Origin of the sequence: Amycolatopsis sp. WAC 01376 (assembly GCF_003947415.1) — a bacterium.
GTDB lineage: Bacteria > Actinomycetota > Actinomycetes > Mycobacteriales > Pseudonocardiaceae > Amycolatopsis.
In genome coordinates, this window is sequence record NZ_QHKL01000006.1 from 284,959 (window position 1) to 305,046 (window position 20,088).

Sequence of the window (20,088 nt, forward strand, 5' to 3'; positions counted from 1 at the left end):
CTAGACAGGATGAAGATCACGAGGGGAGCGCGGTGGATCAGGAACTCGCGGCAAGCTGGGTGCGACGGTGGGACGTCCAGCAGGAACGCTACATCGCCGACCGCGAAGAACGCTTCGACGTCCTGATCGATGTCGTCGAGCACGTCTGCCGCGACGTCGCCGAGCCGCTGGTACTCGATCTCGGCTGTGGCCCCGGCTCGCTGGCCACCAGGCTCGCCCGCCGGCTACCGCGAGCGCGAGTCGTCGGCATCGACAACGATCCGTTCCTGCTCGGCCTCGCCGAGGCCACCCGGCCTGCGCACGCGGCCATCGAGTACGTCCAGGCAGACCTCGCCGAGCGCGGCTGGCTGAAGTGGCGGCCGATCGACGCCGCGGTCTCGACGACCGCCCTGCATTGGCTGCGTCCCGAACGGCTCGCCGAGATCTACCGTGACCTCGCCGTCGCGCTGAGGGACGGCGGGGCGCTCGTCAACGGCGACCACTTCTACGACGTACGACCCGGCATCCGCGACCTCACCGAAGCCGTCAAGAACCGTCGTGCCACGCGGGCCGGAGTCGAGTCCCACGAAGACTGGAAAAGCTGGTGGACCGCGGTCGCCGCCGATCCCGCGCTGGGGGAGCGGTTCACCGCCGGCGAGTTGCGGGGTATCTCGACCGGCTACGGCAACCGGCTCAGCCCACAGGAGCACACGAGACTGCTCAGGGAGGCGGGCTTCGCGGAAGCGGCCCCGGTGTGGCAGTTCGGCGACGACTACGTCCTGGCGGCGCTGCGCTGACCCCGGCCGGACGGCGAGTTTCTTGAGGTGTCGAGAGGTAAGCGCCACGGTCTGATGCCCCCAATGTGACATTGGGGACCCTGACCGTCTCCAATGCCACATTGGGGGCATGCCCGGCTTCCGGCACGCCACGGTCGACTTTCCCTCAACAGCTCACGACCCTCTTACGCATTCGCGCAGATGGACCTCGATCAGGCATTCACCGAGCCCAATGTGTCCTGTGTGGACAGTCAAGATTCGGTTGCTTCGCTGTCCTGTTGAGGATTGCGGGCTTCGACCCATGAGTGAGGGCCCTTACTTATTGCCTTCGGGCTGGCCAGTGCCGCCAACGGCGTAGAAGCTGTGCGGGGACTGCCTGCCGAAGGGAAGACTGTGTCGAAGCGATTCCGGGAGCCCTTGGCGTCCGCTCTCGAGTTGCGTCTGGTCCGGGACCGCATGGTGGTCGGCGTGGTGCGCCGGATGGCCACCATGCCGGACGTCGCCCCTTACCTGCGAGGCTCCTCCCGTCCGGTGGCGGTCCGGCTCATCGGCGAGGTGCTCTCGCGATGCCTCGACGCACTCGCGCCGGGCAGCGCGCTCAGCGGAGGAAAGGACGCGTTGCGTTCACTCACCGGCGAACCGGCCGCGGTCAGGACCGTGGTCGCCCGGGTGCTGGGCAGGCTCGCCTGGGAACAGCTTTCCGGGGTCATCGAACCGCTCGACACCACTTCGCAAGCGGTGCGCGACGCGGCGGAGGTGCTGTTCGACAGCCTTGTCGACTTGTCGCGGCCCCACTGACGACGAAGAGTGAAATCCGGCAAACCGGGTAAACGCCGGTATGACTGAGGGTCGAGTGGCGGTGTTCGCGCCGTCTCCGCAGCTGACGGTGACGGTGGAAGAGCTGGACGGGGCGCCCGACGTCCACGTGCACGCGGGCGGGCAGGGGGTGTGGCAGTCGAGGATGATCGAGGCCCTCGGCGCGCGGGCGGTGGTGTGCTGCGCGCTCGGCGGGGAGACGGGAAGGGTGCTGCGGCATCTGATCGGTGTCGATGCCGAGGTCCGCGAAGTCGCGGCGCGCAACGGCGCCTACGTGCACGATCGGCGTGACGGCCGTCGTGACGAGATGGTGCGGATGCCCGCGGACGCGTTGACCCGGCACGAACTCGACGATCTGTACGAGTTGACTCTTGTCCAGGGGCTGCGCGCGGACGTCGCCATTCTCAGCGGGCCCGACGAGGATGACGTGCCGGTGCCGCATTCGATGTACGAGCGGCTCGCCCGGGATCTGGGCGCGCAGGGCACGCCGGTCGTGGTGGACCTGTCCGGGGAACGACTCGCCCGAGCGCTCGCGGGCGATCCGGCGGTGATCAAGGTCAGCCATGAGGAAATGGTCGAGGACGGGCTGGCCAAGTCGGATTCGCTGCCCGATCTCGCGGACGGTTGCCGTGAGCTGGCGTCGGGCGGCGCCCGCGCGGTCGTCGTTTCCCGCGCCGCCGAGGAGACGCTCGCTTACCTCGAAGGACAGCTGGTCCTGGTGGAATCACCCGACCTGACCCCGGTCGACACCCGCGGCGGCGGGGACTCGATGACCGCGGGGCTCGCGGTCGGCCTCGCACAAGGCCGGTCGGTGGAGGACGCGGTGAAGCTCGGGGCGGCGGCCGGCGCGATCAACGTGACACGACACGGTCTCGGTTCGGGTAGCGACGGCGCCGTGCGGGAACTCACCGGACGAGTACGCCTGAAACCGTGGGAGGCCTCCTGATGCGTGCCCTGATCACCAATGACGACGGTATCGATTCCCCGGGTCTGGCGGCGCTGGCCCGGGGCGCCGTGGACCACGGCTGGACCGTCGTGGTCGCCGCACCCGCGGCGGAGGCCAGCGGAACCAGCGCGGGCTTGACCGGTGCCGGGGAAGAGGGGCGGGTCACGGTCGAACGGCGGAAACCGCCCGGCCTCCCCGATGTCCCGGTGTACGCCGTCGCCGCGCATCCCGGGTTGATCGCCTTGGCCGCCGCGCAGGGAACATTCGGCGAGCCGCCGGAGATCGTGCTGTCCGGGGTGAACCACGGGGCGAACGTCGGGCGCGCGATTCTGCACTCCGGCACGGTCGGCGCGGCACTGACCGCCTCGATCAACGGCGCCAGGGCCCTCGCGGTGTCCCTCGACGTGGGATTGGCTCCCGGGCCGCGACCCCATTGGGACACCGCGGTCGCCGTCGCCGCGACCTTGTTCGACAGGCTCACGGAACTGCCCGCGGGAACGGTCCTGAACCTCAACGTGCCCGATCGAGCCGAGGCGGGGCCCCCGAAACGCACCGGGCTGGCCGAATTCGGTGCGGTGCGCAGTCACGTCCAGAACGGCGAGGAAGGCGCATTCACCGTCACCGCTGTCACGGTCGAGGGCGAGTTGTCGCCGGGCAGCGACGCCCGTCTGCTGAGTGAAGGCCACGCGACAGTGACCGCGCTGAATTCGGTCACCGAAGACCCTGCCCTGGACTGGTGATCACCCGCATGCCTTCTGCCGACCGGCGAAGGGAGCCTTCGGCCCTGGTCTGGCGTGAGGGGTCTTGAGTGGCGATTCGGGTTATTTGAGGGGTAAGGCAAAGGTGGCGTGGTCGGTGCTGGGGGTCGTGAGTGGCGTTTCGTGTTCTAACCCAATGCCACATGGCTTAAGTTGATCTTGGACGTGGTTTTGATCGCAAGTGGGGACGGTTGCCGCAGGTCAAGCGCTCGGATGCCCTGGCCGACGGGAGCCGGCATGCCCGTAGTGTCCACTGTGGACACATTTCGATGACTGAATGTCCGATTGATGATGAAATGGGCGGTTCTGTCAAGGAGTCGTGAGTGGCAAAGGTCGTTCTAACCCTCATTGCCACTCACGACCTCTATCGCAGCTGCGCAAAGCACTCAAATCGGACACCATGATCCGGACTGCTGTCCCGTGTGGACAGTCGCGCCTCGGGTCCACTGCCGGTGACTTGTCCGGCGTGATCGAGCAGAACGGCAGCCGCTCAAGATCAACTTAAGCTACATGGCATTGGGTTAGAACCCGAATCGTCACTCACGACCCCTGCGCAAAGTGCCCAAACGGGCACTGCCGTCGGGTCTGGTGTCTCTTGTGGACAGTCGGGCGGGCCAGGCTGGTAGCCGATATCTCCGACCGGGTCACCCCTGGCCGTCGCGTGCGGCGTTTTGGAGTCGTTCGATGGTTTCGTCGATCCAGTCCACCCAGGTCCGGGCCATCATCTCGCCGGCTCGGCGGACCGAGTCCCAGATGAGGGGATCGAGTTCGCTGCCGCCGGTGAGGGCCGCGGCCGCCGCGATCTGTGCCGGCAGTTCGACGGCGAGCCGCTCCTGGTCCTTGACGTGGAGGTCGCGCATGACCCGGAGCTGGGTCACGGTGTCTTCCAGCGGACGGGAGCCGGCGAAGAAGAAGCGGACCATGAAGGGCACGCGGACAGGGTCGAGTTCGGTGACCAGTTCGCTCAGCCAGGAACCGAACGCCTCCCGTCCGGCGTCGGTGACCGTGTACACGCGGCGGTCGGGCCTGCTCTGCTGTGGCTCCACTTCGGACACGACCAGCCCGTTGTCCTCGAGCTGGCTCAACGTGCGGTAGATCTGGCTGAGCTGGGCGGGCCAGACGAAGTGGATGCTGGTGCGGATCGCGGTGGCCAGGTCGTAACCGGTCATCGGCTGCCGGAGCAGGAAGCCCAGCAGGGCGAATCTGAGCATCGGGCTCCTTCCGGCGGGAGACCCGGAGAATAGCAACCGATCAGGTCCGGTCCGCGTGCCGTGCGAACCAGGCGGCGAGGAGTTCGGTGACGTGCCGGGGTTGTTCGCGGTGCGGCCAGTGCCGCGTGTCGAGCCAGTGCAGCTCGGACCGCTCGCACTGGGCGGCACTGGGTTCGGCGAGATGCTTGCCGAGCGCACCGTCGCGGCGTCCCCAGATGATCTGGGTCGGAACGCGTACCGTCAGGTCGGATTCGGCGCGTCGCGAGTGCCGTATCGTCCGGAACATCGCGCGGTACCAGAAAAGCGGCCGTTGGATCGTGCCGGGATGACGCCAGACGGCGCGGTGACGGCCGAGGTCGGCCTCGTTCAGCCGGGCGCCGTGTTTCAGCATCGCCGCGAGAACCGTGCCGCCGCGAGCGCCGAGGACGGCCTCGGCGAGGCCGGGGATCTGGAACGCCACCATGTACCAGCTCCGCAGCAGCTGGGAAGGCTTGCGTCGCAACGAGTCGGCGAACACCTGTGGGTGCGGGCAGTTGACGATGGTCAGCGACCGGACCAGATCCGGTCGTTCGATCGCCACCATCCAGGCCACTGCCCCGCCCCAGTCGTGCCCGACCAGATGTACCGGCGCCGCGTCCTGCCGCTCGATGAGCAGCACGATGTCCTTGACCAGCCGGGGCATCTCGTAGTCGGCGACGGTGGCGGGTTTGGACGAAAGGCCGTAGCCGCGCTGGTCCGGCGCGAGTGTCCGGTACCCCTGGTCGGCGAGCGCGGTCATCTGCGGCTCGAACGTGAACCAGAGATCGGGCCAGCCGTGGAGGAACAGCGCGGCCGGACCGTCACCGGGACCGCCGGATTCGACGTGGAGCAAGACGTCGTCGACGTCCACGAACTGTGGCTGGAACATGGGCCTCCTCGCTCGGACGGGGTTCAGGCGACGCCGAGTACCGCGGCGACGGTCGCGGACAGCGGACCGGGATCGCGGTCACGCAACGGCCTCAGCACCCGCCGGGCGATCCGCGGGGAACCGAGCGACGACAACGGACGGTGGAGATTGAGCACGTCGTTGAAAGCCGCCGCCACCTCGGGATCCAGCGCCGCCGCTCGTTCCAGTCGGTTGCGGTAGCCCTCACCGAACCTGGCCGTCCACGATGGCCGGACCCCTTCGGTGCGGCATCCGTAGCGGAGGTCCTCCCCGAGCGCGAGGCGCCACGCCGCGCCGGACGTGGCGGCGATGGCCCGTGCCGCCCGGCGTCCGAACCCCGCGTCGTCCCCGGCGGCGAGCACCCGGCCGAGCGCGGCCGCGGACAGGGCGGCCACGCTCATTCCCTGGCCGTAGATGGGATTGGCCGCGCTGGCGGCGTCGCCGAGGGCGAGGACGCCCTCGGGCATCTCGCGAGTGCGGTCGTAGTGCCGCCGGGTGTTGCTGCGAACGCGGAAGGCGCGGATCGGGCCGGTCGGTGTCGACCGGCGGAGCGCCTCGGCCACCACCGGCGCCGTCAGCCGATCGGCGAAGCCGCGCAACTCGGCCAGGTCCGCCGGAACCGGACCGCCGCGGGCGATCGAGCCGAACGAGATGTGCAGCAGGCCGTGCTCGACGCGGAGCACGACACCGCCGACGGAGGAGCCGGATTCGGCCTGGCCGCCGAGGATGGCCAGCCACTCGGGATCGAAGGACGGATCGGGTTCGGTGACCACGCTGACGTAGCGGACGTCGGAGTGGACGACCGAGCGGGCAGGCGGCCGGTATCCGATCCGCTCGAGCCACTCCGGCAGTGGCGAGTTCCGGCCCGACGCGTCGACGACCAGGTCGCCGCCCAGGTCCTCGCCGGGCGTTCGGACACCGGTGACCAGGCGGCGGGACCGGTCGGTCAGCAGCCCGGTGGCGGGTGTCCGGTCCAGGACCGTGACGTTCGGCAGCGCCCGTACGCGGGCGCGGATCGCGTGCTCGAGCAGGATCCGGCTCGCGCCGAAACCCGCGCTCCACCAGGCCGGTATCCGGATGGTCGTCTCGCCGCGGACCAGGAAGAGCGAACGGTCTCCCATCGCGGGGTCGTTGGAGCCCGGCGTGAGCGCGCCACCGGCGGCCAGTTCCGCCGACAGGCCGGGGAACAGTCCGACCAGCACCCGGCGGCCGGAGCCCAACAGGCCGTGCGCGTGATGCGACTGCGGAACGAAGCGCCGGTGCCCCGGCCGGTCGGGAAGCTCGTCGCGCTCGACCACGACCACCTCGTCGTAATGCTCGGACAGGACCCGTGCCGTCACGAGACCGGCGACCCCCGCACCGAGCACCACCGCACGACCTCGTCCAAGGTATGGCATTGGTTATATATAACTTGTTGAATAGTGGGAGTCAATCGCCGGTCGTCGACGGTCCGGCAGGTCGGTACCGCACGTTGACTTCCGAGCTGCGATCGCCGTCGCCGACCTGGTGCAGGTGAATCGGCGCGCGGCCAGGGGCGTGGTAGAGCCGGATGCCCTCGCCGAGCAGGACCGGTGCGATGTGCAGGTCGATCTCGTCGATCAGGCCCAGATCGAGTAGCTGAGCGCCGATGGCCGGGGACAACACTTCGAGGTTCTTGCCGTCGGCGGCCTCGAGTCCGAGCCGTACCGCCTCCGCGGGGTCACAGTCGAGGAAGGTGACCCCCTCGGCGGGCGCCGCGTCCTCGGGGTGATGCGTGAGCACGAAGATCGGCCCGTCCCAGTCGCCGCCGTACGGGCGGCCCCCACTCGCGGCGGCCATGTCCCAGCCGTCTCGACCTCCCAGCACGGCGCCCGTGGTCCTGACGTATTCGCCTTCCAGCCCCGGGCGGTTCGTCCCGGTCATCCAGTCCATCGCGTGGTCCGGGCCCGCCACGAAGCCGTCCAGCGACATCGTGAAGTGCCAGAGCACCTTTCCTGCCGCGGTCTGCGGTTCGGTGTCATTCATTCGTAGGCTCCTTGGTTCGGTAGCGTCAGCCGCGTGCGGTTCTCTCGGCGAAGCGCCGGCGTTGTCCTTCGTGGATGTCGCTCACCCATTCCCAGCCGGGCTCGGCCGAGGGACCGATTCGCGGGTCGTCGGGATCACGGCCGTCACGCAGGGCGTGCACGTATGCCCGATCCTGGTGGATCCTCGCGCGTACCCGATCACCTCTGCCGACGGAACCATGCCCGGGGATGACGACCTCGACGTCGTCCGCCACATCCTCGAGCAGCCGCAGCCCGACGAGGTACTCCTCGATCGGGTCATTGGTGTCGTTCACGTCGTCGAGCATCGGAATGAAGACATCCGAGAGCATGTCGCCGGCGACGAGAACCCGGCGTTCTTCGATCAACAGTGCCGCGTGGCCCGGGGCATGCGCCGGATGCTCGATGATCCGGACTTCGGGGCCATCCCAAGGAATCCGCGCGGTGCCGGCTGGCAGACCCGTGATGAGGCCGTACAGGTCCAGCGGTGTTTCCTCGGCGATTTCCGGCGGCAACCCCTCGGCGGCGCGGGCCTTCCAATCCGCCTTCGACCGCACATCTCGCGTATAAGCCGCACAGCGGGCTGTACCGAAACGAGGTGCGTCGCCGAGTTCGGCGTGCCACAGCACGTGATCCCAATCAGGATGGGTCGAAAACCCCGCCACGACGGGCTCGCCCAACTCGCGAAGGTCGTTCGCGAGACAGGCCATCTCGTCGCCCGTTATCCCGGCGTCGATGAGCAGCACGCCGCCATTGCCCTGCACGACAACGGTGTTGTTCCGAAGCAACTCGCTCTGGTGGACCAGCACGCCCTCGGCAACCTGGGTCAGCATGAAGCTCCTTCCGCGGCCTGCGGCCTGATGTCGTTCATTCGTGGTCTCCTGCCTTGATGGTGTGTCGAGGTTCAGCCCAGTGCCAGGGAGGCGACCGCGAGGGTGCAGATGCCGATGCCCGTTCTTTGCCGGGTGTCGATCCGTTCCCCGAGCACGCCTGCCGCGAGCAGCACGGTGACGGCCGGGTAGAGGGAGGCGAGGACTCCGGCGACGCCGAGGCTGGTCGTTCCGGTGGCGACCATGAACCCCAGGGTGCCCGAGACGCCGAGCAGGCCGGAGGCGCTGCCCCAGCCGACCACACCGCGGCTGGGACGCCATCGCTGCCGCAGGCACGTGGCGGCGAGGATGGTCAGGATCGCGCCGATCAGCTGGTTTCCGGCCAGCGGAAGTAGACCGGCGTCGGCCGAGATCTGGTCCAGTGCGATGAACAGGACCCCGAATCCCACTCCCGCGATGGCGCCGTCGACGAGCGCTCCGCGCGTGCGCGCCGGTCGATCCGATGTGGTCTCGCGGGAGACCAACCAGATCCCCGCGAGTGCGGCGAACACGCCGACCCAGACCAGCCGGCCGGGACGCTCACCGAGGACCGCGCCCACCAGTACGGGCAGTAGCGCGGCCCCGACCGCCGAGATCGGCGCCACCAGACCCATCCGGCCGCGGGCCAGCCCGCGGAACAGGAAGATGCCGCCGGTCGACGAGCCGACGCCGGCCAGCAGCGCCCAAATGAAGTCCGAGGTGGCCGGATGGCCCGGCACCAGCAGGCCGGCCACGAGCATGACGAGCGCGCCGGCGACCTGCCCGACCAGAACGACCTGCGATGAGGAGTGACGGCGCGAGCCGACGCCGCCGACGAAGTCCGCCGCGCCGTAGGAGAGAGCCGACGAGAGTGCCAGGAGGATCCCGATGTTCATGCCCTCCAGCCTGGGGCCGAGGTGGTCTGGTCAGAAGGTCCACTCGCCGACCCGGGGAGTGGACCATTTTGGTGTACTGGTGGCATGGCTGTGGAGTGGGCGCGCGGTGGCCCCGACCTTCTGGTGACGTTGGACCGTGGCGCTGGACCGCTCGGGGTTCAGATCCAGACCCAGTTGCGGGCGGCCATCCGCGCTCGACGGCTCGGTGCCGGAGAGCGCCTGCCGTCGACTCGGCGCCTGGCTGAGCTGCTCGGCGTTTCCCGCGGCACGGTCGTCGATGTCTACGAGCAGTTGCTGGCCGAGGGCTACGTCGAGTCGGCGGTCGGCTCCGGGACACGGGTGGCCTCGTTGCCCGCCGACGGACCCGCCCGGCAAGCGCCCGCTTTTGCCGCGCCGTTCCACCCGATCGAGGCCGACTTCGAGTACGGCATCCCCGATCTCGGCTCGGTGCCGTTGGCCGATTGGAGTTGGGCGGTGTCGGAGGCGACGCGGACCCTGCCGACCGCCGGGCTGGGGGACGAGGACCCGGCCGGTGTGCGACACCTGCGCGAGATCGTCACCGCCTACCACCGTCGCGTTCGGTCGGGGTGCGCGGTCGCCGAGGACGCCGTCGTCGTTTCGGGTTTCCGGCAGGGGCTGGCTTTCGCCCTCGCGACGCTGGCACAGCACGGCATCCAGCGGGTCGCGCTGGAGGATCCCGGCCCCCGAGAGCACGACCTCATCGCGCGCCGCGCCGGCCTGGACCCCGTGCCGGTCCGCGTCGACGACCACGGCCTCGACGTGGCCCGCCTGCGCGAAACCGGGGCACGGGCGGTGTTGCTGACCCCGGCCCACCAATGCCCCACCGGTGTCGCGCTCGGCCCGTCGCGGCGACGCGACCTGGTCGCCTGGGCGGACGAGGTCGACGGGGTGATCCTCGAGGACGACTACGACGCCGAATTCCGGTACGACCGTCAGCCGGTCGGCTCGCTGCAAGGCCTCGACCCCGCCCGGGTGATCGCGCTGGGATCGGTCAGCAAGACGCTCGCACCCGCGATCCGCCTGGGCTGGGTCCTCGCGCCACCGCGGTTCGTGGCCGGGATCGTCCAGGAGCAACGACTCAGTTCTCGCGGCGCCCCCGTGCTGGACCAGGAAGCGTTGGCGCTGCTCATGGAATCGGGCAGGTTCGACCGCCACCTGCGCCGCGTGCGGGAGATCTACCGCGCCCGCCGGGACGTGCTGGCGGCCGAGGCCGACCTCGCCTTCGGGCCAGGCAAGCTACACGGGCTCGCGGCCGGCTGCCACGCCTTGCTGCGCCTGCCCGACGGGACATCCGAGCGCGCCGTCGTGGCGGCCGCCGCGACCATGGGTGTCCGAGTCAACGGACTCGACCACTACCGGTTCGCGTCCGCCCCGGCCACCGAGCCGCGCCCGCCCGCTCTCGTACTCGGCTTCGGGAACGTCAGCGAACGCCAGATCCGCAAGGGCATCCGCACCCTCGCCAAAGCCGTCCGACACCAGACCGCGCCCTGACAGACGACACGCACCGATCAGGTTTCCGCGCCGCGCCCGTCTATACGTGTGAGATCGATTCACAGGAGGCTGACGCCATGCGGAAACTGACCTTCGGCATGAATGTGACCCTGGACGGCTACATCGCCGCGCCCGGCGACGACCTCGGCTGGAGCGGGGGTGAGGGACCGGACTCTTCGCCGAGCGACGAGCTGTTCCAGTGGTGGTCCGACCGGGTGGCCGCGACGGGTTTGGCGCTGTACGGGCGCAAGCTGTGGGAGGCGATGAGTCCCCACTGGCCGACCGCCGACCGGCAGCCCGGCGCCACCCCGGCGGAGATCGAGTACGCCCGCCGCTGGCGGGACATGCCGAAGGCGGTGTTCTCCTCGACGATCGACAAGGTCGATGGGAACACCCGCCTGGTCACCGGTGACGTGGTCGCCGAGATCACCCGGCTCAAGGCCGAGGACGGCGGCCCGATGGACATCGGCGGCGCGACGCTCGCCGGGGCGGCCATGCGGGCCGGGCTGATCGACGAGTACCTGCTGGTCACCGTGCCGGTCTTGGTGGGCGGCGGCACGCCGTTCTTCACCGCGCTGGACAGCTGGGTGAACCTGAACCTCGTCGAGACGCGGACGTTTCCCGGCGGCGTGGTGCTGACCCGATACGAGACGAGGCGCTGAGTGGTCAGAGTGCCGGGGGCGCGTCCAGCCAGGGTTTGCCGGCGGCGTCGAATCCGGTGAGCTCGGCGATCTTCCCGTCGACGATGCGCAGCACTGCGATGGCGAACAGCCGGTACTCCGCGTCTTCGGGGGCGCGGAGGTACAGCACGGCGGCAGGCATGCGGTTGACCGTCGTGGCGATACCGCGCCAGTCGTCGCGGCCGCGCTGGAAGAGCCCGCCGGCGACCCAGCCGTCCACCGCGTCCTTGGCCGTCATGGTCACCGGGCCCAGCTCGGGCAGCATCGCGAAGCGCAGGTCGTCGCGCAGCAGGGACATCAGCCCGTCGAGGTCGTTGCGCTCATGGGCGTCGATATACGCCTTCACCACGCCGCGCTCGTCCTGCGACAGCTCGTGGGGAGCGGGGCTCCGCCAGTCGAGGCGGCGGTCGGGCAGCTGCTCGCGCATCGTCACGCGGGCCCGCTGCAATGCGCTGGTCACCGACGCGACGGTCAGCTCGAGGGCGTCGGCGGCCTTCGACGCCGGCCAGCCGAGGACGTCGCGCAGGATGAACACCGCCCGCTGCCGCGGCGGCAGGTGCTGGACGGCGACGATGAACGCCAGCTCGATCGTCTCCCGCGACACCACCGATTCCTGCGGGTCCTCGGGGAGCATCCGGTCGGGGTACGGCTGCAGGTACAGCACCTCGGACGGTAGCGGTGTGCGGTCGTCGCGCTTCTGAAGGAAGTCGAGGCAGGCGTTCGTCGCGATCCGGTACAGCCAGGTCCGCAGCGCGGCGTGGCCCTTGAACGACTCCCGCTTGTTCCACGCTCGCAGGAACGTCTCCTGCGTCATGTCCTGGGCGTCGTCGTAGTTCGCGAGCATCCGGTAGCAGTGCACCTGCAGCTCACGTCGGTGGCGTTCGGTGATGAGCGCGAACCGCGCGGTATCGCCTGAGCGGGCCACCGCGATGAACGTGGCCTCGTCGGTGTTCAGCGGGCTGGCGTCGGTCATGGTCGTCAATCCTTCCACCGGTGCGAGGGGGTCACCAGAACCGACGACGTGGCGGAGGATTTCTGATCGGTGGAAGAGCCCCGTGGCGTAGCTCTGGACTGGCCACGAGAGCTTGAGTGTCCACAGGGGACAATGCGAGGTCACAGCCGTCCCACTGTCACCAGGGACCACACCTGAAAGTAGCGAAAGCCTCCTTCCCTACCTTCAGAGTAGGCAAAGAGGCCCTCACTACCAGGAGAACACGTACGCAGAAGCGACGCCGGCCCCGCGCCACGACACGTTCGGCCTTCCCCTCAATAGAACGATCATTGCCACTCACGACCCCCGCGAAAAGTACCCGAAATGGATACCTTCGCCTTGCCCCTCGATAACCGCCGCAGGGGCAGGCCGCGCCCGAACAGCAGCTGAATGTGCGGCGCCTCAATTCCCGCGACGCGCCCTTGAGGTCCCTGTCCGGTCTAACGAGGAAAGGACGTCAAGGGCGCGATCGGCGATTCAGGACTTCTTGCGAGGTGCACGCTTGCGCTTGACGGGAGCCTCTTCGGCGACCGGTTCGGCGGGGGCCGACTCGGCGTTGTCGAACGCTTCGTAGATCTCGTTGGGAATGCGGCCGCGCTCGGCGATCGCGTAACCGTTGGCCGACGCCCAGGCGCGGACCTGCTGGTTGCGTTCGCGGTCGGTGGGCTTCGCCGCGCCACCGGCCACGGTGGACTGTCCGGTTGCGACCTTCACCTTGCGCCCGCCGACTCGCCTGCTGGCGTCGATGAAGCGCTCGAGCTCTTCGCGCAGGGCGCCGGCGTTGTCATCGGAGAGATCGATCTCGTAGGTGACGCCGTCGAGCGCGAAGGGCACGGTCTGGGTGGCTTCGCCACCGTCGATGTCGTCGACGATCTGGACGGATACCTTTTGTGCCATCGAAAGTGCCTTCCGCTAGGTCATGCCACGCCATCTCGGATTGGCGCAGTGCCAATGAGCCTAGGCCGTGGTGTCGTCGCGTGATCGGCGGGACGTCCGGACGACGCCCGCCGGTCGCACGACTGAGCCTTACTTGCCGATTTTCTCTTCCAGCGTACGGCGTCGAGCGGTCACCTCGCCGGGGTCGTCCCCGAGGACCAGCAGTTGCAAGGTGCTTTGCCGGAGCGGACTGTCCGTGTGACCGGTGTCATGACCGGCCACGATGAGCAGGCCACCGGCGGCCAACTCCGGGCGTATCCCGGCGAGCAGGTCGGTGAGTGGGCCGGAGACGGTCAGCTTCACGGATTCGGCGGGGAGGTCGAGCGCGTCGGGGCGGACGGACTGCATCGCCAGCAACGGGATCGAGCCACTGGTGATCCGGAAGTTCAGGTCGAGCACGACCTGCTGGCCGTCCCGGGTTTCGGCACAGTCGAGGCTGCACAGGCCGCGGTAGCCGACATCGGCCGCGCGCTGGGTGATCGCCAGGCATTCGGCGAGCAGTTCGGCGGGAGGAGTGGTGACCGCGCCGAATCGGCCGCCGGCATAGACCCCGATCGCGTCGACGCGTTGTTCCGTCACCGCCAGCAGGCGAGCCCGCGCGTCCGCTGCCACATAGAACTGCAGGCCCCAGTTACGCAGGATCTGCAAGTACTCCTCGACGACGAACTCGTTGAGCACGTCGGTGAACGCCGGCAGCGTGATCTGCTCGTGGGCCTGGTGCAGATAGACATCAAGGCTGCCGCCGTGCGCGTCGTTGGTCGCGGCCTTGAGCACCCACGACTTCTCCGCCGGTGCCGCCTCCGCGAGTTGCCCGCGGGTCACGACGCTGCGGTGCGCTTGGAAACGTGGATCGACCAAGGTGGTGATGCTGGCTTTGTTGTTCAAATAGCCGACGAGCTGCGCGCTCTTGAGCGCGCGTTCGTCCGGGCACAGCGTGGTCGGCTGCGGGTACTCCATCGACATCAGCAGGCCGTCGGATATCGCTTCGGTGACGCGGTCGGCGAATTCCCTTTCGGTTCGGAACTCGCGCAAATCCGTGCCGACAGGCAGGCCGCTGTCACGCAGGTGTGCCAGCAAATCCGGGTCAGTCCCACCGGCGCTGCAGATCACCGGCATGTCGGCCGCGACGGCGATCGGCCGCGCGGAGACCACGTCGCGGGTGTGGCGGTGCCTGTTCACGGGTTCGGCCGCGGCCAGTTCGGGCCGCGCGCAGACGGCGATGCCGGGGCCATATACATCGGTGAGAGAACGAGGAGCGCTGACTGCATGCGGCAGGACGACTGGAACGCTGATGGAGGATCTCCTGTGAAGTGAGTCGGACCGGTCAGAACCGGCTGTGAAATGCGAGGAGAGCCGAGAAGGGAAGGCAGCGTTGATCACTCGACTGCCGCGAGCAGCGGCAGGGAGCTTGCCAGGACCGGCGCCGTGGACAGTGTCACGCCTGCCGCCTGCCTCCATGGTACGTCCTGACCTGGTGTATTGGCAGTGCGGTTGGCGAAAAGCGGCCTTGATTCGGCTCACCTCGTTCAGCGCGGTCACGCCGGCGGCCGCCTGGAGGCGGATCTTCAGCGGAGCGTGACGGAAGTTTCGTCTTCCGGCTCGTGCCCACCGGCGGGCACCGGGCGTGAGGCACCGGTCGCGCATCGATGGTCGTAGCGCCTGGTTCAGGGGCTACGCTGACGATATCGGCCGTCCGGAACCGGCGGAACGATCATTGTCCTCAATGGACGAAATCTTGTTCATATGCCGATTTCCGTGCTGGAATCCGGAACAGATGAATTATCGCCGGTTCGCGACGCGGTTTCCTCTGTACAATAAAAGTACCGAGAGTATCTCGCGCGTCGGAGAACGACCGATGTCACCTTCGGTTCTTCATCTGATACCGGTCTTCGTGGCCGGAGACCGGAGCCGAATATGCGTGCCGACCCTCTCGTCCTGGACACGGCCGAACGGGTGAGGATCAAGCCTCGTAACTCGGAAAGCGGTCGCGTCGACGGCGCTTGGTGGCCGCGGTCGCGTGACTTGACGGTCGAAGTGCCGGAGCTCGCCGCGTCGCTCGACGGCCGGATCGGCCCGGTGTGGCGGGTGGCGTTCCCGCCGTCGGCCTGGGCGGTCACGGTCCGTGAGCTGATCTGGCACGGGCGGCTGGTCAAGCTGGAGGGAATCGGCTCGCAGAACGTTCATATCGTGCACGTGACCGGCGGGAACATGCAGCGGCTCACGTTGCTGGTCATCCCGCCGGAGGCGGACCCGGCCGCTGCCGAGGGAGTGCTGGTGGCGGCCTCCGGGCAGAACAACGTAGCCGGCCCGGAGGCGCTCCTTGACGAGTTCGGCGCGCGGCCCGTCCCGGAGAACGCCCTCGCCCGTTGGGAATCCGAAGGTGGTCGCGGCGAGCTGAAGCAAGAATTCGGTCAGACAAAGCTTGAGGAGTGAAAATGCCGGTCGGCACGGAGAAGTCCATCGTCGCTGGGATCGACGGGTCACGGTCCGCGAGGACCGCCGCGCTCTGGGCGGCGGACGAGGCCGCGAAACGTGGGCTGCCCTTGCGGCTCGTCCACGTGTTCACGATCCCGGTCGTGAAGATGCCGGGGGTGGTCCCCTCGTTCGACGGGGTCGGTGAGGGTTTCGAGAGCCGCGGTCGAGCATGGATCCTCGAGGCGAAGGAAGCGGTGTTCGCCAGGCATGCGGATCTCGTCGTCGAGACCGCGGTCCGCGAGTGGCACCCGGCGGCCGCCCTGATCCAGGAGTCGGCGAGGGCGGCGGCGGTCGTGCTCGGGTCACGGGGACTCGGCGGTTTCACCGGGATGCTGGTGGGCTCCACCGCGGTCGCGCTCGCGCATCACGGCCATTGCCCGATCGTCGTGGCCCGAGGCCGGCGACCGGACGATGCCGCACCGGAAGCGGGACCGGTCGTCGTGGGCACGGACGGTTCGCCGATCAGCGAGGCGGCCCTCGGGTTCGCGTTCGACGAAGCGAAGCTGTGGAACGCTCGCCTGACGGTCGTCCGGACCTGGTCGGAACTGGTCGACCACGGCGCGATCCGGCCTCAGTTCCTCGCCGTCGATCCGGCCGAGATCGAGGCCGCAGACCGGAAATCGACCGAGGAACAGGTGGCTCCCTGGCGGGAGAAGTGTCCGGACGTTCCGGTCGAGATCGTCGTCCGCAAGGGAAGGCCGGTCCGCGCGTTGCTCGAAATCGGTGCGGGCGCACGGCTTCTCGTCGTCGGCAGCCGGGGCCGCGGCGGATTCGAGGGCATGCTCCTCGGGTCGACCAGCCAGGCGCTGATCGCCCACGCCGAGTGTCCCGTCGCCGTCATCCGGGGAGATCACCTCGACGCGGAACTGTGAAGCCGGTGGGAGACCTGTCCACGTACGGGTGACCGGCAACCGTTTGCCTTGCCAGGCCCGGTGAAAGAGCGAAGGGTCGGTCACGTCGAGGGTGTTGGTTATCCGGTGCCCTCAGATATGCGGCACCGGGCAGTGACCCCAGACCCCCGGTCATCACACCACCTCGCAGGTCCGTGGCAGCAGTCCCGGATCCCTTTCACAGGTGGAAGGTTGATCATGAGATCGACAGCACGTATCAGCACGGCAGGCCGGGCCGGCCGGGCATTGATCGGTGTGGGCACCGCGGCAGGTTTCGCTCTTCTGGTGCCCTCGCAGGCGTGGGCTCTCCCTCCGGGGTGCACCCAAAGCGGCGCCAACTTCACCTGCACCGCAGGGATCCCCGCCGGTCAAGTGCTGGACGGCACCGCGGGGAACAACATCATCACCGTCACCGGCGGTGCCGTGAACGGCACCGTGAACGGTCTTGCCGGTAACGACACGATCAGGGTCACCGGCGTGGCCGGTGCCGCGGGCACCAACGGCCCTCCGGGAGCCGACGGCAACGCGGGTACTCCCGCGGGTGACGCGGGTGGCAACGGCGGCGCGGGCAACGTCGGCGGTGCCGGTGTGGGGAGCACCGGTGTCGTCGACGGCGGCGCCGGTACCGACAGCATCACCGTCACCGGTGGTGCCGGAGGTGCCGGAGGAAACGGCGGCCAGGGCGGGACGGGATTCGCCAGCGGTGCGGGCGGCGCCGGTGGCAACGGTGGCGTCGGCGGGATCGGTGGTGCAGGCAACGCCGGGAACGTCACCGGTGGCGCGGGCAGCGACACCGCGACCTTCACCGCGGGCAGGGGTGGCAACGGCGGTCTCGGCGGTCGGGGTGGCAACAGCGGCCTCGTGGCCGGCGGCGCGGGCGCCGGGGGCATCGGCGGCGCGGGCGCGGCCGGTGGCGTCGGGAACTCCGGAACCTTCACCGGCGATCTCGGCGATCCCGGTCTCGACAGCGTCACCGCCAACGGTGGTGCCGGTGGTACTGGCGCGGCCGGTGGCGTCGCAGGCTGCGGTCACGGCGGCGGCGCCGGTGGCGTCGGCGGTGCCGGAGGAGCCGGTGGCGTCGGGAATTCCGGGACCGTCACCGGTGGTGCCGGTATCGATACGTTGAAGTCCAATGGCGGGCTCGGCGGTAACGGTGGCGTCGGTGGCAAGGGCGGCAACGGCTCCGCCGCCGTCCAGCCCGGTGGCGCCGGTGGTGTCGGTGGCGCGGGCGGTGCCGGTGGGATCGGGAACTCCGGCACTCTCACGGGCGGAACCGGTGTCGACCTCATCACCGCGACCGGTGGCAAGGGTGGTAACGGTGCCGGCGGCGGTGACGGTGGAACCGGTTGCAGTGGTCCTGGTGGTCCTGGTGGCATCGGCGGTGCCGCGGGTGCCGGCGGTCTCGGGAACTCCGGAACCATCAACGACGGGGCGGACACCATCGCCACCCCGGCCGGTACCAGCGGGCTCGCGGGCGGTAACGGCGTCGCCGGAATCAACAACGGCGGCATCTGCACCTGCTGACCATCAGGCGGCGGTATCGACGTGCGGCGGCACGATTTCCGGTAGCAGCAGGAGATCTGCCGCCTCACATGCCGTCTCCATCAGTCAAGCGGGGGAGCCGTACAAGGGCACGTCGTTGAACACGTTGGCGCCGAAGGCTTTCACGCGACAGAGCCCCAGCGGGGAGTCCGCTGGGGCTTTGTCGTGCGACGGCGGGGTTCGGTCAGCCGGTGCAGTTGGGCACGGCAGGGGTGCTTCCGACGCAATTGTTGGGGGTGTTGGCGGTGATGGGCGCGTTGTTGGTGGTCATGGTGCCGTTGGCCCGGTAGACGCCGCCCGCAGTCAGCAGCGCGTGGTTCACGGTCACGGCGGTCTGGGTGATGGTCGTCGCGGTCGAGTCGACCGCGGCGATACCGCCTCCTTGGGCGCCGCTGTTGCCGCTGATGAGCATCGGAGTTCCGGAGACGCCGGTGGTGGTCAGCGTGCCGCGGAGACCGTTGTAGATGCCGCCTCCCTGAAGGAGCGCGGTGTTCCCGAGAACGTTGCTTCTGGTGAACGACGCGGCGGGTGCCGTGCCGGACGGGGTGTCGGCGTTGGCGAGGCCGCCGCCGGCGAGGGTGGCGTAGTTGCCGCTCAGGCTGCTGGTGGTGAGCGTCACGGCGCCGCGGTTGAGGATGCCGCCTCCGTTGCCGGCCACGCTGCCGTTGGTGAAGGCGACCGAGGTGGTCAGGGTGAGGTTGCCGGTCGGGCCGACTTCGGCGATCCGGAAGGGGAGCAGCGCGGTGCGCGTGATGGTCGCCGGGCCGAGCAGTTCGATCGGTGTGGTGATGACCGGCAGCCCGTTGGCGAGGCCGCCGTGCGGCGCGGTCAGCGTGTAGGTGCAGCCGCCTGCCAGCGTCAGGGTGTCGCTGTCGACCGTTGAGTTGGCGAGGTTGATGGCGTCGACGAGGGCGTTTTCGCCGCACGCCACGGGAATGGTGGTCGCCTGCGCGAGGGGAGCCAGCGCGATCATGCTCCCGCTCAGGATGGTCGCGCCGACGACGGCCCGCAGAACACCGCGGTTTCTTCGCATCACATCTTCTTTCCTGGAGACGATTTCGCTGGGACTCAAGAAGGACACGGCGGTCATCCGACGCATCCGGGAACGGGAGAGGGACTGCCGGTGCAGTTGGTCGCGGTGTTGGCGGTCACCGTGGAGGTGTTCAGCGTCGCCGACCCTGCCACGTAATAGATCCCGCCGGGATTCACCGTCGCGGCGTTGGTGCCGACCACACTGCTGGTGAGCGTGAGCGTCCCGTTCACACTGGCGATTCCGCCGCCCTGGCCCGCGGTGTTGCCGTTGACCGTGCTGCTGGTGAACGTCGCCGCCGACGGGGTCCCGGTGCTGTACAAGGCGCCACCTCGGCCGTTGGCGGTGTTGCCGGACAACGCGCCGCCGGTGAGGGTCACCGCGCCGAAACTGAGGATGCCGCCGCCGTCGTCAGTGCCCGCGGCGGCCGCATGGCCATTGCTGATGGTGACCGCTTTGAGCGTGATGCCGCCGGTGGATGTCACCTGGCCGATGCGGAAAGCGGCCGCCGCCGTCGCACGGGTGATGGTGTTGGCATTGCCTTCGAAGGTGATGGGCGTGGTGATGAGCGGCAGGCCCGCCGGACCGTGGACGCCGTCGTCACCATGGGCGGAGGTGAGGGTGTAAGTGCACCCGGGGGTCAAGGTCACGGTGCCGCCACCGGCCGCGTTGGCCGCGTCGACCGCGGAGACCAGCGCCGCCTCGTCGCAGGGAACGGATTCCGCGCGGGCCTGAGCCGAGGCAGGGAGGAGAACAACCGATCCGGCAACCAGAACCAAAGCGCCGGCAAGCGTGGAAATCGTGCGATTGTGTCGCATTTTGACTTTCCTGGATCCGAGACCGATGGTGGAGGAGC

At 68.9% G+C, this 20,088-nt stretch carries 20 protein-coding genes; 9 read left to right on the top strand and 11 right to left on the bottom strand.

Translation table 11 applies throughout. The annotated features are described in order from the left end of the window. Window positions 1–32: 32 nt before the first annotated feature. The 4 genes from DMH03_RS28255 to surE all read left to right on the top strand — a co-directional run bounded on the left by DMH03_RS28255 (window position 33) and on the right by surE (window position 3,257). The gene (locus tag DMH03_RS28255; RefSeq protein ID WP_125795020.1) at window positions 33–776 is read left to right on the top strand and encodes a class I SAM-dependent methyltransferase; all 744 of its coding nucleotides are present in this window, start codon (window positions 33–35) and stop codon (window positions 774–776) included. A gap of 372 nt (window positions 777–1,148) precedes the next feature. Further along, window positions 1,149–1,553 carry a hypothetical protein gene (locus DMH03_RS28260; RefSeq protein ID WP_125795021.1) on the top strand — a complete coding sequence of 135 codons (405 nt, stop codon included), beginning with the start codon at window positions 1,149–1,151 and terminating at the stop codon, window positions 1,551–1,553. Window positions 1,554–1,593: 40 nt separating this feature from the next. Further along, window positions 1,594–2,517: a 1-phosphofructokinase family hexose kinase gene (locus DMH03_RS28265; RefSeq protein ID WP_233611685.1), complete on the top strand. Its 924-nt coding sequence runs from the start codon at window positions 1,594–1,596 to the stop codon at window positions 2,515–2,517. Then, a complete protein-coding gene (surE, locus tag DMH03_RS28270) occupies window positions 2,517–3,257 on the top strand; it encodes a 5'/3'-nucleotidase SurE (RefSeq protein ID WP_125795022.1) in 741 nt (246 codons plus the stop codon). The genes DMH03_RS28265 and surE overlap by 1 nt, the downstream gene beginning before the upstream one ends. Before the next feature lie 662 nt (window positions 3,258–3,919). Here the strand turns inward: surE and DMH03_RS28275 are convergent. From DMH03_RS28275 to DMH03_RS28300, 6 genes are all read right to left on the bottom strand, one after another. Beyond that, entirely contained in the window at window positions 3,920–4,486 is a 567-nt protein-coding gene (locus DMH03_RS28275; protein WP_125795023.1) for a PadR family transcriptional regulator, read from the bottom strand. Between the two features lie 40 nt (window positions 4,487–4,526). Further along, the gene (locus DMH03_RS28280) at window positions 4,527–5,393 is read right to left on the bottom strand and encodes an alpha/beta fold hydrolase (RefSeq protein WP_125795024.1); all 867 of its coding nucleotides are present in this window, start codon (window positions 5,391–5,393) and stop codon (window positions 4,527–4,529) included. Window positions 5,394–5,416: 23 nt separating this feature from the next. Beyond that, window positions 5,417–6,781 (bottom strand): NAD(P)/FAD-dependent oxidoreductase, encoded by a 1,365-nt coding sequence (locus tag DMH03_RS28285; protein ID WP_125795025.1) that lies wholly within the window; start codon window positions 6,779–6,781, stop codon window positions 5,417–5,419. A 58-nt stretch (window positions 6,782–6,839) separates the two neighbouring features. Continuing rightward, window positions 6,840–7,415: a dihydrofolate reductase family protein gene (locus DMH03_RS28290; RefSeq protein ID WP_125795026.1), complete on the bottom strand. Its 576-nt coding sequence runs from the start codon at window positions 7,413–7,415 to the stop codon at window positions 6,840–6,842. Window positions 7,416–7,440: 25 nt separating this feature from the next. Continuing rightward, complete coding sequence (locus DMH03_RS28295; RefSeq protein ID WP_125795027.1) at window positions 7,441–8,265, bottom strand: MBL fold metallo-hydrolase; 825 nt, start codon at window positions 8,263–8,265, stop codon at window positions 7,441–7,443. 71 nt (window positions 8,266–8,336) lie between these two features. Beyond that, the gene (locus DMH03_RS28300) at window positions 8,337–9,176 is read right to left on the bottom strand and encodes an EamA family transporter (RefSeq protein ID WP_125795028.1); all 840 of its coding nucleotides are present in this window, start codon (window positions 9,174–9,176) and stop codon (window positions 8,337–8,339) included. A gap of 84 nt (window positions 9,177–9,260) precedes the next feature. Between DMH03_RS28300 and DMH03_RS28305 the strand changes: the two genes are divergently transcribed. Beyond that, window positions 9,261–10,688 carry a PLP-dependent aminotransferase family protein gene (locus DMH03_RS28305; protein ID WP_125795029.1) on the top strand — a complete coding sequence of 476 codons (1,428 nt, stop codon included), beginning with the start codon at window positions 9,261–9,263 and terminating at the stop codon, window positions 10,686–10,688. Window positions 10,689–10,765: 77 nt separating this feature from the next. Continuing rightward, window positions 10,766–11,350 carry a dihydrofolate reductase family protein gene (locus DMH03_RS28310; RefSeq protein ID WP_125795030.1) on the top strand — a complete coding sequence of 195 codons (585 nt, stop codon included), beginning with the start codon at window positions 10,766–10,768 and terminating at the stop codon, window positions 11,348–11,350. A gap of 4 nt (window positions 11,351–11,354) precedes the next feature. Here the strand turns inward: DMH03_RS28310 and DMH03_RS28315 are convergent, their stop codons facing one another. The 3 genes from DMH03_RS28315 to DMH03_RS28325 form a co-directional block, all read right to left on the bottom strand. Then, window positions 11,355–12,341, bottom strand: a complete 987-nt coding sequence (locus DMH03_RS28315) for an RNA polymerase subunit sigma-70 (RefSeq protein ID WP_125795031.1) — start codon at window positions 12,339–12,341, stop codon at window positions 11,355–11,357. Between the two features lie 495 nt (window positions 12,342–12,836). Next, window positions 12,837–13,256: an Lsr2 family protein gene (locus DMH03_RS28320; RefSeq protein WP_125789117.1), complete on the bottom strand. Its 420-nt coding sequence runs from the start codon at window positions 13,254–13,256 to the stop codon at window positions 12,837–12,839. 129 nt (window positions 13,257–13,385) lie between these two features. Then, on the bottom strand, window positions 13,386–14,834 hold the full coding sequence (locus tag DMH03_RS28325; protein ID WP_148106385.1) for a hypothetical protein: 1,449 nt from the start codon (window positions 14,832–14,834) through the stop codon (window positions 13,386–13,388). 375 nt (window positions 14,835–15,209) lie between these two features. Between DMH03_RS28325 and DMH03_RS28330 the strand changes: the two genes are divergently transcribed. From DMH03_RS28330 to DMH03_RS42980, 3 genes are all read left to right on the top strand, one after another. Continuing rightward, window positions 15,210–15,728, top strand: coding sequence for a DUF5994 family protein (locus tag DMH03_RS28330; protein ID WP_125795033.1), 519 nt, complete (start codon window positions 15,210–15,212; stop codon window positions 15,726–15,728). Window positions 15,729–15,730: 2 nt separating this feature from the next. Further along, window positions 15,731–16,642 carry a universal stress protein gene (locus DMH03_RS28335; protein ID WP_125795034.1) on the top strand — a complete coding sequence of 304 codons (912 nt, stop codon included), beginning with the start codon at window positions 15,731–15,733 and terminating at the stop codon, window positions 16,640–16,642. A 216-nt stretch (window positions 16,643–16,858) separates the two neighbouring features. After that, a complete protein-coding gene (locus tag DMH03_RS42980; protein ID WP_158633125.1) occupies window positions 16,859–18,184 on the top strand; it encodes a hypothetical protein in 1,326 nt (441 codons plus the stop codon). 202 nt (window positions 18,185–18,386) lie between these two features. Here DMH03_RS42980 and DMH03_RS28345 read toward each other — a convergent pair whose 3' ends face one another. Beyond that, complete coding sequence (locus DMH03_RS28345) at window positions 18,387–19,235, bottom strand: hypothetical protein (RefSeq protein ID WP_125795035.1); 849 nt, start codon at window positions 19,233–19,235, stop codon at window positions 18,387–18,389. Window positions 19,236–19,288: 53 nt separating this feature from the next. Beyond that, complete coding sequence (locus DMH03_RS28350; protein WP_125795036.1) at window positions 19,289–20,050, bottom strand: hypothetical protein; 762 nt, start codon at window positions 20,048–20,050, stop codon at window positions 19,289–19,291. Between the last annotated feature and the right edge of the window lie 38 nt (window positions 20,051–20,088).

Bases quoted from the DNA above. Each gene is read 5' to 3' on its own strand.
- DMH03_RS28265 (WP_233611685.1), top strand. From the start codon at position 1,594: ATGACTGAGGGTCGAGTGGCGGTGTTCGCGCCGTCTCCGCAGCTGACG.
- DMH03_RS28275 (WP_125795023.1), bottom strand. From the start codon at position 4,486: ATGCTCAGATTCGCCCTGCTGGGCTTCCTGCTCCGGCAGCCGATGACC.
- DMH03_RS28345 (WP_125795035.1), bottom strand. From the start codon at position 19,235: ATGCGAAGAAACCGCGGTGTTCTGCGGGCCGTCGTCGGCGCGACCATC.
- DMH03_RS28280 (WP_125795024.1), bottom strand. From the start codon at position 5,393: ATGTTCCAGCCACAGTTCGTGGACGTCGACGACGTCTTGCTCCACGTC.
- DMH03_RS28290 (WP_125795026.1), bottom strand. From the start codon at position 7,415: ATGAATGACACCGAACCGCAGACCGCGGCAGGAAAGGTGCTCTGGCAC.
- DMH03_RS28335 (WP_125795034.1), top strand. From the start codon at position 15,731: ATGCCGGTCGGCACGGAGAAGTCCATCGTCGCTGGGATCGACGGGTCA.
- DMH03_RS28295 (WP_125795027.1), bottom strand. From the start codon at position 8,265: ATGCTGACCCAGGTTGCCGAGGGCGTGCTGGTCCACCAGAGCGAGTTG.
- DMH03_RS28305 (WP_125795029.1), top strand. From the start codon at position 9,261: ATGGCTGTGGAGTGGGCGCGCGGTGGCCCCGACCTTCTGGTGACGTTG.
- DMH03_RS28320 (WP_125789117.1), bottom strand. From the start codon at position 13,256: ATGGCACAAAAGGTATCCGTCCAGATCGTCGACGACATCGACGGTGGC.
- DMH03_RS28330 (WP_125795033.1), top strand. From the start codon at position 15,210: ATGCGTGCCGACCCTCTCGTCCTGGACACGGCCGAACGGGTGAGGATC.
- DMH03_RS42980 (WP_158633125.1), top strand. From the start codon at position 16,859: ATGAGATCGACAGCACGTATCAGCACGGCAGGCCGGGCCGGCCGGGCA.
- DMH03_RS28310 (WP_125795030.1), top strand. From the start codon at position 10,766: ATGCGGAAACTGACCTTCGGCATGAATGTGACCCTGGACGGCTACATC.
- DMH03_RS28350 (WP_125795036.1), bottom strand. From the start codon at position 20,050: ATGCGACACAATCGCACGATTTCCACGCTTGCCGGCGCTTTGGTTCTG.
- DMH03_RS28300 (WP_125795028.1), bottom strand. From the start codon at position 9,176: ATGAACATCGGGATCCTCCTGGCACTCTCGTCGGCTCTCTCCTACGGC.
- surE (WP_125795022.1), top strand. From the start codon at position 2,517: ATGCGTGCCCTGATCACCAATGACGACGGTATCGATTCCCCGGGTCTG.
- DMH03_RS28315 (WP_125795031.1), bottom strand. From the start codon at position 12,341: ATGACCGACGCCAGCCCGCTGAACACCGACGAGGCCACGTTCATCGCG.